Source organism: Mycobacterium sp. NGS50 (genome assembly GCF_059812545.1).
In genome coordinates this window covers 40,658-54,795 of sequence record NZ_JCALCW010000005.1, presented here as the reverse complement: position 1 = coordinate 54,795, position 14,138 = coordinate 40,658, and the positions used below count along the sequence as shown (strand labels likewise).

The window sequence follows — 14,138 nt, the reverse complement described above, 5'->3', positions numbered from 1 at the left end:
GTACGCCGAGGCATTGGCGCGCGCGGCGGCCATCAGGGGTGCATCAACGTCGGTTGATCCGGTTACGGTCACCCGCCGTACGTCGGCGCAGATCATCGACGCACGGGATCGCGGTGCCGCGTACGCAAAGAACGCGATCCGCGAGTTGTGGCGGACGGTGAACCCGTACGACGCCGCCCAGGTGGACCAGTTCGCGCAGCAGGCCGCCAGGATCATGGCTGTCGCGCAGACGAGCGCGGCCCGTGTTGCAGCGGCCGGGCAGGTGCAGCAACTCGCATCGGTGGGCGTCAAGGCATCCCCAGCGCCGTCCAACCCGGTCGATGTGCGCGGCATCGTCTCGCGCGGTCAGGGCAAGCTACAGGTGCGTCAGCGACCCGTCACGATCGACTACCAGGGCGACAAGGCACATGTCACCGCCGCGGACATGACCACCCAGGCTGTGTTTCGGCGCCCCGCAGAAGCCTACCGGTACGCGCAATCGCAGGGCCATGACGCAAACGCTGCGGCACTGAACCGCATTGACTCGCTGGTCGACAACAACCTGATGTTGGCGCAGCGTCTCGCGCAGCAGGACGTGTTGACTCAAGCGGTCGACCTGGACACGCCCGGACCGAAGATCATCGGCTATCGGCGTGTGATCCACCCGGAGATGTCCAAGGGTGGCACCTGCGGCATGTGTATCGCGGCATCGCAGCGGCTCTATCACGTCTTCGAGCTGATGCCGATACACGACCATTGCGCCTGCACAGTCGCCGCAGTCACTAAGGATCACGATCCGGCCGACGACGCCAACGGCGCCGACCTCAAAGACTTGTACGGTCATGCTGGCGGCAACACCGTTGCACATCTCAAACGCACACGGTACAAGCTCGATGAGCACGGCGAACTCGGTCCAGTCTTGGTGCCCAAGAATCCGTACCGCGGCGCGGGATACCGCAAGAAGGCCGAGCGTCAAACCCTAGCCGACGTCGCGGCCCGCAACATCGAACCGTTACAGAAGAAACTGGATGAGCTGCGCGCCCAGGGTATGCCCGAAAAGTCATCCAAGGTGCAGTACCTCAAACGCACCATCAATCGGTTGAAGCGTGAAACCGAGACTGTCAAACCGCAGCGTTCCAAACCTCCGCTTTCGGAAGCGGATGCTCTTGCCAAGAAGGCGAAGTTGGCGAAAATGCTCGACGAAATCGACCTCAACGGCGGCATCGAGCCATAGCTTCCCGTCACAGGTGACGGGCCGACACCGCGAGCACGTGGTGTTCCCATCGAATCTCAGGAGATTCGCATTTCCATGTCCGAACCTGACACGCAAACCCAAACCGACGCCAATCCCGGTGATCAGGCCGCCGCTGAGACCAAACCCCCCTGGGGTGACGAATTCGATGCCCAGCGGGCATGGGATCTCGTCCAGAACCTTCGCGGCGACAAAGACAAGCTGAAAGCTGATCTCGCTCAGGCTGCCGCGGATCGAGAAGAACTCGCAACGCTGCGCAACGAGAAGCTCAGCGCCGACGAAAAGGCGCTCAAGGACGCGACCGACAAGGCCGCCCTGGATGCTCGCACCGCCGCGGAATCCGAATGGCGACCTAAGTACCTGACCGCACAGCTCAAGTCGACTGCGGCGCAGGTACTCACTGACGGCGAACAGCTCACAGCGTTCATGGCCATGACCGACCCGGCGCGTTTCGCCGGCGAGGACGGCGAGATCGATGAGCAGAAGGTGATGGGACACCTCACCGCATTCCTGGGCGCGCGGCAACCCAACCCGGCGCCCGTCAACTGGGGTCAATCGAGTGCAGGACATGGAGATCCGACCCGCAAGCCCGGCGCAGCCGGCGCCGCCGAAGCCGCAAGACGCTTCGGCACGAAAACCACCTAACACCAGTAAGGAGCTGCTGTTATGTCGACTGACATTTCGATGCAGACCACCAACTATCAGGTTGGTGACCGGTCCTGGCTGCTGGCCGAACCGGACGTGAAACTGAACGTTACCTTGGACATCTCCAAGTTCACCAAGTCCACCCACTACCCGAATGGCTACATTCCGTCAGGGACCGCGATTTTCGCGCAGGGTGACGGCACTTTCGGTCCGTATGACGGGTCGAAGACCGACGCCGACGCGCAGACCTGCTACGGACTGACCTACGGCGACGTGCGCGCGATCCGGCAGGACGGCTCAACCGCCACCAAGGTTGGTACCGGCGCTGTCGTCAACCAGGCAATCGTGTCCGCAGCCAAGCTGCCATTCCAGTCCGGTGTTGGCTCCGTCGATGCGGCTGCCAAGACCGATCTCGCCCAGATTCGTTGGGAGGCCTAGCTCATGGCTCTGTTCCTGAACGGCCCCGTGCCGCTTGAAGACACCATCACGTTCACGCAGCAGGTTCCACTGCCGTCGAACAACCAGCTGACGGCGATGTTCCCGGAGCGTCACTACGGCACCGACGAGATCGACTTCGCTGAGATCACCCAGACCAACCGGACCGCGGAATTCCGCAACTGGGACGGCAACTTCTGGACCGCGCCGCGTGACACCGGCCTGGAAAAGCGCGTTCGGCTGCTGCCGCTGGGTGGCCAGTTGGGCGTCGGCGAGTACGAGCGACGCCAGATCGAATACGCCCGAATCGGCGGCACCATTCAGTCGATCCTGGTGGACGCCATCTACAACGATCTCGCGAACCTGACCCGCTACGTTCAGAACCGCGTGGAGTTGGCCTGGGGTGACGTGCTGGCCGACGGTGTGCTGACCATCAACGAGAACGGCGTGCAACAGCAGGTCGACTACGGAATCCCGTCCACTCAGAAGGTGACCGCGGCGACTTTGTGGGACGCCGGCAGCGGTTCGCCTGACCCACTGTCGGACCTGATCACCTGGTACGACGTGTGGGTCGCGCAGAACGGGTCTGGCCCGGGCCGGTTCCTGACGTCGCTCAAGGTGGTCCGCAAGTTGCAGACCAACTCGAACCTGATCGCGGCTATCAAGGGCACTCAGACCGGGGCGACGCACGTCACCCTGGAGGAGATCAGCGGCCTGTTCGCCTCGTACGGGCTGCCGCCGATTTCGATGGCGTCGGTGTACAACTCCAAGATGGATGTCGCCGGGGTGACCACGAACGTGTTGGCTGACAACAAGTTCCTGTTCCTGCCCGATGACCTGTCTACGTTGGGGTTCACCGCCTGGGGCACGCCGACCACGGTCATGGAACTGGGCGCCAACAACGTCCAGGTGTCTCAAGGGTCGGGCATCATCGGCATCCTGGTGCGTGAGGATCAGCCGCCGTTCCAGAAGCGCACCTTCGTGGATGCGGTCGCACTGCCGGTGCTGGCCGACCCGCGCAAGATTCTGGTTGCGACGGTCGGTTCGTAGCCGATGCCGAAAATTGGCGCATTCGCGGTTCATCTCCGCGACCAGTCGGGCACGCTGCACTCGTTCAATCCGGGTGACAGCGTGCCCGACTGGGCCGCCAGCCGGATGGGTTCGCATTGCTTCGCCGCCGAAGCCGTCGCCAAACCCGAATCGGCCGCGACAAGTGTCGATGACAACACGGATGGACCGCCTCCGCAAGCTGGTGCTGGTGCTGGCCGTGACGCGTGGTCGCAATACGCGTCAGACAACGGTGTCGCGGTGCCCGACGGCTGGAAACGCGGAGATATCATCACCGCTTGCCGAAACGCGGGCGTGGCGGTCGAATGACCGAACCGAAGTTCGTCACCACCGACGACGTGACGAGCCGTTATGAGTCGGCGTTTCCCGACTCAATGCTCAACTGGCTTAGCCTTCGCATCGTTGATGTGGAGAACGCCCTGATGGGTCAGGTGCCGTCGTTGCGTAAACCACTGGGCGACATCGTGGCCGACTCGATCGCCGCCGGCGACCCCGGCCGGCCGGACCGTGTCACAACACTGGTGTGCGAGAAGGTTCTCGACCTGTTCCGCAACCCCAAGGGTGCCAGTCAGCAGTCCGTCACCACACCTGACATCACGGTGATGAACACGCTCGGCGTGCGCGATAACACGCGCGGCCGGATCGCCTTCACCTCCGACGAGCTGGATCAGGTGCGGTTGCACACCAAACGGTCGAACTTCGGGACGGTCACGGTCACACCGTGGCGCCCCGGATGCGCCTAGGAGGGTCTGATGGCGATACCCGCCGATTTGATGACCCCCGACGCGGTCGCCGCGTACACGGAGCTGCTGCGCCTACGCGGCCAGCCGATCGCGCTGATTCCCGCCGCCGCACCCGTCGAGACACCCAGCGGTGGCTACGACTACACCCCGGCCGCTGCGCTACCCGCGCAGGTGTTCGCCAAGTTCAACACCCGCGGATACGACGGTCGCGAAGATTCCCAAACCGACCAGGGCCTGTCGCGCAAGTTCCAGTTCGATCTGATCGGCGCCTACGGGGCTGATGTGCAGGTCGGCTACCAGTGGGAAGACGACGCCGCCAAATACGTCATTGAGAGTGTTGACCGCACCACCCCATACATGGTTAAGGCTCTGGTGACGGGTTTCCTGAAAGAGCCGGGTCATGGCTTCGGGTAGCTTCCGGATCACCGAGGGCATCGCTCGTCTACGTGAGAACGTCAAAGCGTTCGACGCCAAGTATGAAGGCGACCTCGATGACCGCATGATCGCCGCTGCCATCGACGGCGAAGCGTTCATGAAGGTCAACGCGCCCTGGAAAGACAACGACGGCAACCGCAAACGAACGCCAGGAGAAGCGCGGAACTCACTGTTCACCGTCCCGGATATCGGCGGCGACCACAAAGAGATCCTGTTCAGCCACGGCGTCGACTACGGCGTGTGGCTGGAGGTCAACTACTCGGGCCGCTACGAGATCATCATGCCCGCAGTGTTGGCGATCGGTAAGCAGCTGATGGCCAGCATGGAGGGCTCACTGAATGCGGGTGGCAACACCAAGTTCAGCCGTCGCGTCGGGCAAGCCCTTGCTGATCAGCGTGACGAGGATGCCGCCTGATGGCCCGCGCCGCTGTGCTGTCCCTGCTGCGCAACGATTCCCAGCTGACAGTCCTCGGCGGTACAGGTTGGGTTGTTGAACCGAACTTCGCGGGAGACCAACGCCCGAACGGTTCGGGTGCGTTCGCGATCCTGCGATGGGGTGTCGACGACTTCGACCGCGGGTTGAGCGGCCCGCGTCACTTCGACGTCTGGGTGCATATCCCTGTCGCGGTGTCCACCGATTATGACCGCATCGACAGCATCATCAATCGCATCGACGCGATCTTTGAGGCCGCGAACGACGTCAGCACGGTTGGCGGCGACGGCGTAACCCTCAACGGCGTCGACAAAGAAGGCCGCAGCCCTGACCTCAAAGACCAGGGCTATCAGACGATCTGCCGCCGCGCCTCCTACGCGGCCTACTACAACGCTTAACCGAAAGGGATGGGTTGATGGCATCTGAAATCGCTTCGACCGATGACGCGAAACCTGCGGTGTCCGATGAGGACAAAGTCAAGGCCGAAGCTGAAGTGGTTGTTCGTCCCGTCGCCACGGGTGTGCGATTCGTGCGTTACACCGGAGCCCGCGAGGAACACGCCACCATCCGCCGCATCGACCCTGCCGGTTGGGCCAACGTCGGCGTAACCACCAGCAGGACCGACGTTTGGCAGCTGGGCAACGATTGGCGTCTGCCGGCCGCGCAGTTCTCCCAGCCGCAGCTGGACTACCTGCTGCACACCGATGGCCGGTTCGAGTTGGTGGACGGCGACGGCAAGATCGTCAACAGCTGACCATGACAGTCGATCCGCGCGTCACGGATGCGCGGTGCCCATCTGGGTTGCAGTTCAAAGTGATCGACGGCAACCGCATAGAAGTGAAATGCCGTTCACGGGTTTGCACATGCGGCGACTCCGTGGTCCTGCACCGCTTCTCGTTTGACGGCGAACTGCTGGAAACACTCACGTTCAAAGATCCCATTCGAGGCCGAGGAGCCCAACCGCACCTTGAAAGGAAACGGCGAAGATGACTTCTCCGATGCCCGACGCAAAGCCCTTCGGTCTGCACCGGCTGTGGATCACCCCCTACACCGACACCAATGGCACCATCTTGTCCGACACCTCGTATCGACTGCCGATCGCCCGCACCTTGGCGTTCAAGGTTCAAGAGGACCGGGAAACCCTTGACGGTGACGACAAGGCCGCCGTCGCCTCGCAGGGCAAGGGTAAGACCGTTCAGGGGTCGATTGAGGCTGGTGGATTCAACATGATGGCGTGGTCGCTGATCACTGGCGCCCAGATCATCGAGGAAGGCACCGCACCGAACCGGACCACACGCCTGTTGCAGAAGGGCTCCGACATCAGCCCCCACTTCCGGGTTGACGGTCAGGCCATTTCGAACAGTGGCGGCGACTACATCGGCCGCATCTACCGCTGCCAGTCCAGCGGCAACGTCACTTTCGATCTGGGTTACGGCAAGTTCCAGATTCCGACGACGGACTTCCTGGGCACCCCGATGCCCGGTGATGACGACGACTACCTGTTCGAGATCATCCGCAACGAGTCGAAGACCACTCTGGGCTCGACTCCGTCGCCGAACCCGCTGCCCGTCCCGTCGAATCTGACGCTGGGCACCGTGACCGCGACGTCGGTGGTGTTGAGCTGGAATGAGTTGCCGACCGCGGACAGCTACAAGGTGCAGCAGTCCAGTGACAGCGGCGCCACGTGGACTGCTGTGTCCGGTGCGGCCGGCACGCCGACGACGGCGACGACGACGGTTACCACGACCGCGTCGACAAGCTACCAGTTCCGGGTTGCGGCAGTGTTCGGTTCGTCCACCGGCGATTACAGCTCCCCGGTTTCGGTGACCACCCCGGCAAGCTAGTTCGTTTCGTTGAGCCCTAGGAGGCCGAGATGACAGAAACCCAGACGACCCCCGGCGGCGGTGTGTGCTCCATGCCGCCGCCGGGCTGGCAATGCTCCCGCGATGCGGGACACGAAGGTCCATGTGCGGCGCGACCAGTGGAAGCGGCACCCGCGCCAGAACCTGCGGCGGTGCGGTCCTACGGGTTCCGTAAAGCCGACGAGGTCGACAAAGAACTCCCCAGCGGTGCGTTCGTGCGCATCCGCAAACTGAACATGAATCACGTGTTTCAGCTGCGCATCCTGGAGCTGAAAGACGTGTTCAGCGCGGAACTCCTCAAAGACACACCCGCCGACGAGGTTGAGTCGAAGATGCGCGAACAGCTCACCGAAGCCCTGTCTGACCCCGAACGCGCGGTGAAATTCTTCGAACCCATCGACCGCGTGTGTGTCGCCGCAGTCGTATGCCCGACCGTTGTCGCCTCCGGTGACACGACCGATGAGCAGATCAACGTGAACGAGATAGACGCCGCCGACAAGTTCACCATCTTCATGGTCGCTGTCGGCGAGCAGCTCGCTGCCCTGGAGGAGCAGCAGGACAGCTACAAAAGTCTACGCACAGAATAGACCACTCGCCTACGAAATCTATCGTCAGGCAAAAGCATTCAACCAACGTCCAAGCAGCATCGCCTACCTAGATGACAGCGTCGGCGCGGCGGCCCGCTATTACTTCGACCGTGGCATCTGGATGTTCGGTGAATACGTCAACAACCGGCTCGACGAGGTCAGCGCCAACACCAAAGATGCGGGGTTGGCGAAATCACAACGCTTACGTGAGTTCCAACGACTGATGGGTGGTGACATGGACGCTTCGACCGGGTTCGCTGATCCTGCCGCCACCACATCATCTGACTCACCGGACTTGGTCTTGTCGAGCGGCTACTGATGGCCGATTACAACCTGGGCCGGGCCCACGGCAAAATAGAAATCGACTACGACGGCTCGGGTGCTGATAAGGCTGCCCGTGACCTGGAGCGCACCGCTGCGTCGTCGGAGAAGCTTGATTCGTCGCTGACGAAAACCCAGCGCACCCTGAAGGACACTGAGGGTGAGTTTGATCGGGCGGCGGATTCGACTCGCAAGCTGGATACGTCGTTGGGTAGAACCCAGTCGTCGCTGCGGGACACCGAACGTGAGTTCAGCCGGGCCGGGGATTCTGCGGACCACTACAGTCGCCGTGTTCATGACGTGGACGAGGCGCACACCCGTCTGCACACGTCGCATCATCGCAGTGTCGGTGATCTGGAGGATTTCGCGGAGGGCGCCGATAAGGCTGAAGACGCCGCGCACGGTTTGGGCCGGTCGTTGGATGTTGTCAATGGTGTGCTCACGGTGTTTGCGCCGGAGGCGGGCGGTGCCGCGCATCTTGTGGAGGGTTTGGCCGGGAAGTTTCTGAATCTTGGTGGTGCGGCCCAGTCGGGCGGCCAGCATGTCCGTGATTTTGTGAAGCGGTTGGCGGGGTTTGAGGCGATCGTCGGGAAGATCAGCGGCCTCACGTTGGGCGGTTTGTCGCTGGGCGGTTTGGCCGGCCTGGGTGGTGCCGGCGCCCTGCAAGGACTCACGCAGGTGGCGGGTGCGGTGCGTCAGTTGTCGGGGGCGTTGGGTTTGCTGCCGGGAATTGTGTCTGCGGCGGCGTTTTCGATGGGAACGTTGAAGATCGCGTTCCACGGTGTCGGGGATGCTCTCAAGGACATGATGGCCGATGATCCGAAGAAGTTCCTGGAAGATTTGCAGCATATGGCTCCGGTTGCTGCGCAGGCGATGTTGCAGGTGGCCGGTTTCCGTGACATGTTCAAACTGTCCGGGGCGGCGATTCAGTCCTCGTTCTTCTCGCAGATCATCAACGATATTCGTCCCCTGATCCAAACATGGTTGCCTGCGTTGACTCAGGGCATGTCAACTATCTCGGGACTGTTCGGTCAGGCGGCACACCAGTTCGCCCAAATCTTGCAGCAGCCGCAGACCATGCAGGCGTTTCAGATGTTCATCAAGAACATCGCGGCCGGGATGCAGGCCATGATGCCCGCAATGCAGCCCCTGATCGCGATCTTCACACAGTTGACCGTGGTTGGGACAGGGTTTTTCCAGCAGATCGGTGGTGTCGCTACCCAGATACTGTCGTTCTTCAACCAGGTGGTTCAGAAGGCGGCCGCATCGGGTGGTTTGCAGCGTTGGATTCAGTCTGGCATCACCGCGTTCGAGCATCTGATCAACATTTTCTACAGTGTGGGTGCCGCGTTCAACCATGTGATGGACATCGCCGAAAAGTTCGGTGGTGGTGGTTTGCTGGCGTTCCTGGACAAGATCACCGCCCAGTTCAATGCGTGGACGCAGTCCGCCGAAGGCCAGAAGACGCTCACGAGTTTCTTCTCCACGTTGAAGACGGCCAGTGATGCGCTGATTCCGATGTTGCCGCCGATCGTGTCGGGGTTTGTGTCGTTGGCGAAAGCGTTCACCCAGTTGGGGATTGGGATTGCGCCGGGCTGGCAGGCGTTGTTTGATCAGTTCGCGAAGTCGATGGCCGGGTTGGGGCCGACGATTGTTGGTTTGGCGCCGCAACTCAACGGGTTCCTGAAGGGCATCGCCGCGGCGATGGCTGATCTGGGGCAGAAGCTTGGCCCGCAGATTCCGGGGATCATCAAGGCGATGGCGAACGCGTTCATTTCGCTGCTGCCGCAAATCCCGCAGTTGTTGAGTCTGTTCGGTCAGTTGATCACGACGGTGGGGCCGCAGTTGCCGGTGATATTCACCGCGGTTACCAGGGCGATAACACAGTTGGCGCCGTATATTCCGACGATCTCCGCGCTGCTGGTCGGGTTCGTGAAGATTCTCGGTGGTTTGATCAGTGACGGCGCGAAAGCGATCGGCATGTTCACCGGGTTCCTGTCCGCGGTGCGGAACTTCGCGACCCAGATCCCCGGCGCGCTCGGCAAGGTGTGGGACACCATCAAGAACTTCTTCGGCGGTCTGCCTGACAAGGCGAAGAAGTGGGGCGGCGAACTGATCGACGGCCTGGTGGACGGCATCAAAGGTGCCGCCGCCAAGGTGGTCAATCCGGTCAAGAACATCGTGTCGAAGATCGCCGGGTTCTTCCCGCACTCACCGGCCAAGGAAGGCCCGTTCTCCGGTACCGGTTACACGTTCGACCGCGGCCAGATCATGATGGCCGACTTCGCGAAGGGCATGTCTGCGGCCACACCCGCATTGGCGGCGGCTGCTACGTCGACGATGAGCACCGTATCCAAGGGTCTCGGCCGCGGCGGTGCGCCGGCTGCCGGCGGTGCGGGCACCGAGGGCGGCGCGTTGCTGCCGAACAACATTCTGGGTGCGAACGTCGGCATCCTCGACACCTATCTGAATCATCAGTTCAACTCCGAATCCCACGGTTTGGGTTTGATGGCTAAGCAGTTCGGCCAGATGCTGTCGATGTGGCAAGAGGGCGTTCAGCTGATGCAGAACTACGTCTTGAACCCGTTCACCCAGATTTTGGGGTTGATGACGGGAAGTGTGAAGGGCGGCGGCGGGGCGCAGAAGTGGACGAAAACGATCTCGGATGCGGACCTGGCGAAGCAGCAGCAGCAGGAAGCCGCTCGCAAAGCCTTGGAAGACCAGAACCAGCAGGGTCCGTCGTGGGCCGATCTCGGTTTGGGTACGCAGGGCCAGCAGATCGCCGTTCCCGGCACGGGCGCCTATCCTCAGGGCTCCGACACGGCGCTCGCGGCGGCCCTCGCGGCGCGCGGGGTTGGGCCGGAGCAGAGCCGGCTCATACAGGCATTCAGCAGTGTTGAGGGTAGAAATCCGGCAGGAAACCCGACGCTCGGATTCACCGATGCGCAGCTAGGCGGTGCGACAGATTTGCAGTCGCATGTGAATGCGCTGCTCAAGCAGTTCAAGGATCGGGAGGGTGTCGCGGGGGCGTTCCCGGCGGGTGGCACTGATCAGCAGATGGCGCAGTGGATCGCCAACGTTGTCGGCCAAGCGGGACTGTCGAGCGACTGGCAGGGCAACGCGCAACCGGCAGACTATGTGCAGCGGGTCGTCGCCGCTATGCAAGGCATTTCGGCGCAGCCGCAATCATGGACCGACGTGTTGGGCTCGCAGCCCGCGATCCCTGGTGGTGGAATTCTTGGCCCGACACCGTCCGGGGGCCAACAGATCGTGGTTCCTGGCACAGGTGTCACACGTGCGGCGCCGACGTTGCCGGAGGCGTTCACCGCGGAGCCGACGATCGGTTCGGGTCCGCAGGTGACGGAGAATCCGCAGTCGCGGGCCTCGCTGGTTCCGAACGCCCCGAATGTGGAGGCAGGTATCCGTCAGGTCGGCGGGTTGCCGACTTTGTATCCGACGAGCGGTCCGGGCGCGTATCAGGTGCCGGAGTGGGCGAATCAGCTCGCGAAGATGTTCAACCTGACCGCATCCACCTACAGCAACGGCGGCAGCCTGCATCAGATGGGTTTCGGCCTGGACTTCAACGGTGCCCCCGCGGATCGGGAAGCGTTCGCCAAGTTCATCTCCCAGAATCTCGCCCAGCAGACGTTGCAGCTGATCTACGCCGGCAGCCGAAACTACGGCATCGCATCCGGCCAGGATGTGTCCAACACCGGCTATTTCGCCGGTGACTACCCGCAGCACGGCGATCATGTGCATTGGGCAACCGATGTGCCGCCGATCATCATGGCCAACGGGCAGGCGATCACCGTTCCCGGCGTGCAAACCCCAGGCCCCGGCAACTTCGGCGTGTTCCCCACATCGTTCGGGAACTCCCAGACCCCGACGCCGACGATCGACCAGCAGCTACTGAATGCGTATTTGCAGGGCAATCCGGCGTTGGCGCAGCAGATCGGTGCGGCCTCGGTTCCGGGTGCATCGGATGCGACCGTGCAGACCGCCCTGGACAACATCTCATCCACTATCGGCACTTTGAAGTCGGATGAGTACGGCAACAAGAACGCCATCGACGCCCTCACCAGTAAGCAGAACGAGATCGCGCAAACGCACGGTTTCACCCAGGGTGCGGCGGGTAACTCGGGGATCTCCCAGATTCAAGGCTTCGCCGCGGCTGCCGCGAACATCGCCACCTCGATCTTCCAGTCGATCCAGGGTGGTCTGGATGCGGCGGCGGCGACGCAGGATATCGCGGACCACATGGTGTACGGGCTGCGGAACATGGAAGACGTCAACAAGATGATCGACGACGTCCAAAAATATATTGCGTTCGCCGCCGATATCGCGAACACGACCGGCAACATTCTGCAAACCATCGGATCACTCGCCGCCGCCGCCCCCACCGGACCTGGCGGGGAGAATCCCGGTGAGGCGATCAACGCGGCAGGCACCATCGCCCAACTGGTCGCAGGCGCCCTACAAGGCGTCAACGCGGCCATCGACTTCGGCCAGGAAATCTATCACTGGGTCGGCCAATACGTCGGACGATTCGAAGGCTACCTAGCCGGGTTCGGCGGCGGCGCCTTGACCGGCAACGTGCGGTACCTGTTGAACACCAACACCAACCAGCTCGAAGCGTTCAGCCAGGACAACCCCGGCGACAAACGGTTCGGGAATGTTCCCTCCTACATGCAGGGCTGGTATCAGGCCGGGAACGGCACCAACCCCAACCCGACCGTCAACCAGAACCTCACCATCTACGCGGGACCGGGCCAATCGCCGTCGGCAATGATGGGTGAAACCATGTGGCTGGTCAACACCGGCTCGGTGGGTGCGATGGCCCCGGTGAACTTCTGATGGCCAACAACCTGCGTCCCCATCAGTTCCAAATAGGTGACGTCGTGTTCGGACGCGGCACAGAATACCCGGTGCTCGGTGTGGCGGTGCAAACCTACAACGTCAACAATCAGGACTCGCAGCTGGCACGGTCGAACGAAACCCGGATGGGCATCGACACCGATCAGGCCGGTCCGGTCACGTTCACTATCGGTGTCATCGACAACGCCCCGGTCGCACACATCCCCAACACGTTGCCCAGTGATCTGGTGGCTAAGTCGTCGCGTCTGCTCACTGCTTTACAGAAGGAATGGAAGGCCGACGATGTTAAGCAACAGTGGGGTGCACTCAAGCCGATCACATTCTGCAACGGCTACGGTTCGACACGACGAATATACGGTCGTCCTCGAAAGTTCCAGTACAGCTCCAAAACCGTGAAGTCGCAGTTCTACAAGGTGTCTGCCGAGTATGCGCGCATCGACACCTACGCCTACGACGACACCGAAACCCTTGCCGGAACGGTTCGCGGCGACGGCTCTTACTCCCTGGTCAACGGTGCCGACCCGGTCACCTACACCCGCCTGTATGGGGACGCCGATTCGTGGTTCCGTGTCCTGTTCACCGGGCCGCAAGACAACCCGCGGCTGGATATCGGCGATGACACGGTGATTCAACTGCAAACCAGCATCGCCGCAGGTGTTGTGGTCGAGGTCAACTCGTATCCGTGGTCGCGGCGCATCATCGACTCCAACGGCGGCAACCGTCGCAGCGCGCTGGTTGGGAACACCAAGTATCTGGACCAGTTGAAGCTTCCCCCGGCCACACCGCTGCCGATGTCGTGGACGGCTACCGGCACTACTTCGGCGTCGGCCTGCCTGGTGGCGTGGCGCGACGCCTACAACACCCTGTTCTGAGAGGACATCATGGCTGGATTGAGTAACGCCGCGATGGTGGTGGCCGCCAACGCTTTGCGTGGCGTATTGAAGTACGGGCAGCTGCATGCCGATGACCCGGGCGACGGCGGTGCGGCGAACAAGTCCAGCGCACCGATGCAGCAGCTCAGTTGGGCGGTACCGACCGCTGACGGTGATTTCGCGCTCGCCAACCCGATCCCGTTCACAGGCGGGGCATCGAACGGACCGGTCAAGTATCTATCGGTGTGGTCGGCGGCCGCATCCGGCACCTGGTACGGCAACTACCTGTTGTCGGGTGATCTGACGTTCGACGCCAACGGCAACTATACCCTGGAAACGTTCGCCCTCAACGGGAGTTCCAGCTAACCCATGCCAACGGGCACCGCCGCCGCAACCTATACCTGGTCTGCGGAGGCTACCGGCGCGCACGCCTACATGGGCCACAGCACGGGAACCTACGGCTGGGCTGCGACTGCGACGGGAGCCAAGTCGGCCACCGGCCACGTCACAGGCGGTTATGGCTGGGAACTGTTGCGGGCCATCGGCGACAACGGCGAATACCTGCCCGATGACCGATTTCGCATCATCGTCCAGGCCACCCGCGGCGTCGGCGGCGCACCGGGAGAAATCC

Annotated in this window: 15 protein-coding genes; all 15 read left to right on the top strand. The window is 62.3% G+C overall.

Features of this window, described 5'->3' with window-relative positions:
• Positions 1-13: 13 nt before the first annotated feature.
• The 15 genes from AC5Y36_RS05280 (at position 14) to AC5Y36_RS05210 (ending at position 13,873) form a co-directional block, all read left to right on the top strand.
• Positions 14-1,213: a hypothetical protein gene (locus AC5Y36_RS05280; protein ID WP_500039813.1), complete on the top strand. Its 1,200-nt coding sequence runs from the start codon at positions 14-16 to the stop codon at positions 1,211-1,213.
• A gap of 75 nt (positions 1,214-1,288) precedes the next feature.
• Positions 1,289-1,876, top strand: a complete 588-nt coding sequence (locus AC5Y36_RS05275) for a hypothetical protein (RefSeq protein ID WP_500039812.1) — start codon at positions 1,289-1,291, stop codon at positions 1,874-1,876.
• Positions 1,877-1,897: 21 nt separating this feature from the next.
• On the top strand, positions 1,898-2,314 hold the full coding sequence (locus tag AC5Y36_RS05270) for a head decoration protein (protein ID WP_500039811.1): 417 nt from the start codon (positions 1,898-1,900) through the stop codon (positions 2,312-2,314).
• A 3-nt stretch (positions 2,315-2,317) separates the two neighbouring features.
• Positions 2,318-3,361 (top strand): major capsid protein, encoded by a 1,044-nt coding sequence (locus AC5Y36_RS05265; protein WP_500039810.1) that lies wholly within the window; start codon positions 2,318-2,320, stop codon positions 3,359-3,361.
• 323 nt (positions 3,362-3,684) lie between these two features.
• Entirely contained in the window at positions 3,685-4,122 is a 438-nt protein-coding gene (locus AC5Y36_RS05260; RefSeq protein ID WP_500039809.1) for a hypothetical protein, read from the top strand.
• A 9-nt stretch (positions 4,123-4,131) separates the two neighbouring features.
• Positions 4,132-4,536 carry a hypothetical protein gene (locus tag AC5Y36_RS05255; protein ID WP_500039808.1) on the top strand — a complete coding sequence of 135 codons (405 nt, stop codon included), beginning with the start codon at positions 4,132-4,134 and terminating at the stop codon, positions 4,534-4,536.
• Complete coding sequence (locus tag AC5Y36_RS05250; RefSeq protein ID WP_500039807.1) at positions 4,523-4,972, top strand: hypothetical protein; 450 nt, start codon at positions 4,523-4,525, stop codon at positions 4,970-4,972. Before AC5Y36_RS05255 ends, AC5Y36_RS05250 begins: the two co-directional genes overlap by 14 nt.
• Positions 4,972-5,388: a hypothetical protein gene (locus tag AC5Y36_RS05245; protein ID WP_500039806.1), complete on the top strand. Its 417-nt coding sequence runs from the start codon at positions 4,972-4,974 to the stop codon at positions 5,386-5,388. The genes AC5Y36_RS05250 and AC5Y36_RS05245 overlap by 1 nt, the downstream gene beginning before the upstream one ends.
• A 17-nt stretch (positions 5,389-5,405) precedes the next feature.
• Positions 5,406-5,744 carry a hypothetical protein gene (locus tag AC5Y36_RS05240; protein ID WP_500039805.1) on the top strand — a complete coding sequence of 113 codons (339 nt, stop codon included), beginning with the start codon at positions 5,406-5,408 and terminating at the stop codon, positions 5,742-5,744.
• A gap of 232 nt (positions 5,745-5,976) precedes the next feature.
• Positions 5,977-6,834, top strand: coding sequence for a fibronectin type III domain-containing protein (locus AC5Y36_RS05235; RefSeq protein ID WP_500039804.1), 858 nt, complete (start codon positions 5,977-5,979; stop codon positions 6,832-6,834).
• Positions 6,835-6,905: 71 nt separating this feature from the next.
• Positions 6,906-7,439 (top strand): DUF7391 family protein, encoded by a 534-nt coding sequence (locus AC5Y36_RS05230; RefSeq protein WP_500039803.1) that lies wholly within the window; start codon positions 6,906-6,908, stop codon positions 7,437-7,439.
• Between the two features lie 121 nt (positions 7,440-7,560).
• Positions 7,561-7,758, top strand: coding sequence for a hypothetical protein (locus AC5Y36_RS05225; RefSeq protein ID WP_500039802.1), 198 nt, complete (start codon positions 7,561-7,563; stop codon positions 7,756-7,758).
• Complete coding sequence (locus tag AC5Y36_RS05220) at positions 7,758-12,614, top strand: phage tail protein (RefSeq protein WP_500039801.1); 4,857 nt, start codon at positions 7,758-7,760, stop codon at positions 12,612-12,614. Before AC5Y36_RS05225 ends, AC5Y36_RS05220 begins: the two co-directional genes overlap by 1 nt.
• Positions 12,614-13,507 (top strand): hypothetical protein, encoded by an 894-nt coding sequence (locus AC5Y36_RS05215; protein ID WP_500039800.1) that lies wholly within the window; start codon positions 12,614-12,616, stop codon positions 13,505-13,507. Before AC5Y36_RS05220 ends, AC5Y36_RS05215 begins: the two co-directional genes overlap by 1 nt.
• 9 nt (positions 13,508-13,516) lie before the next feature.
• A complete protein-coding gene (locus tag AC5Y36_RS05210; RefSeq protein ID WP_500039799.1) occupies positions 13,517-13,873 on the top strand; it encodes a hypothetical protein in 357 nt (118 codons plus the stop codon).
• Positions 13,874-14,138 lie beyond the last annotated feature (265 nt).

Bases quoted from the DNA above. Each gene is read 5' to 3' on its own strand.
- AC5Y36_RS05245 (WP_500039806.1), top strand. From the start codon at position 4,972: ATGGCCCGCGCCGCTGTGCTGTCCCTGCTGCGCAACGATTCCCAGCTG.
- AC5Y36_RS05270 (WP_500039811.1), top strand. From the start codon at position 1,898: ATGTCGACTGACATTTCGATGCAGACCACCAACTATCAGGTTGGTGAC.
- AC5Y36_RS05210 (WP_500039799.1), top strand. From the start codon at position 13,517: ATGGCTGGATTGAGTAACGCCGCGATGGTGGTGGCCGCCAACGCTTTG.
- AC5Y36_RS05235 (WP_500039804.1), top strand. From the start codon at position 5,977: ATGACTTCTCCGATGCCCGACGCAAAGCCCTTCGGTCTGCACCGGCTG.
- AC5Y36_RS05255 (WP_500039808.1), top strand. From the start codon at position 4,132: ATGGCGATACCCGCCGATTTGATGACCCCCGACGCGGTCGCCGCGTAC.
- AC5Y36_RS05250 (WP_500039807.1), top strand. From the start codon at position 4,523: ATGGCTTCGGGTAGCTTCCGGATCACCGAGGGCATCGCTCGTCTACGT.
- AC5Y36_RS05215 (WP_500039800.1), top strand. From the start codon at position 12,614: ATGGCCAACAACCTGCGTCCCCATCAGTTCCAAATAGGTGACGTCGTG.
- AC5Y36_RS05260 (WP_500039809.1), top strand. From the start codon at position 3,685: ATGACCGAACCGAAGTTCGTCACCACCGACGACGTGACGAGCCGTTAT.
- AC5Y36_RS05220 (WP_500039801.1), top strand. From the start codon at position 7,758: ATGGCCGATTACAACCTGGGCCGGGCCCACGGCAAAATAGAAATCGAC.
- AC5Y36_RS05225 (WP_500039802.1), top strand. From the start codon at position 7,561: ATGTTCGGTGAATACGTCAACAACCGGCTCGACGAGGTCAGCGCCAAC.
- AC5Y36_RS05230 (WP_500039803.1), top strand. From the start codon at position 6,906: ATGCCGCCGCCGGGCTGGCAATGCTCCCGCGATGCGGGACACGAAGGT.
- AC5Y36_RS05275 (WP_500039812.1), top strand. From the start codon at position 1,289: ATGTCCGAACCTGACACGCAAACCCAAACCGACGCCAATCCCGGTGAT.
- AC5Y36_RS05265 (WP_500039810.1), top strand. From the start codon at position 2,318: ATGGCTCTGTTCCTGAACGGCCCCGTGCCGCTTGAAGACACCATCACG.
- AC5Y36_RS05240 (WP_500039805.1), top strand. From the start codon at position 5,406: ATGGCATCTGAAATCGCTTCGACCGATGACGCGAAACCTGCGGTGTCC.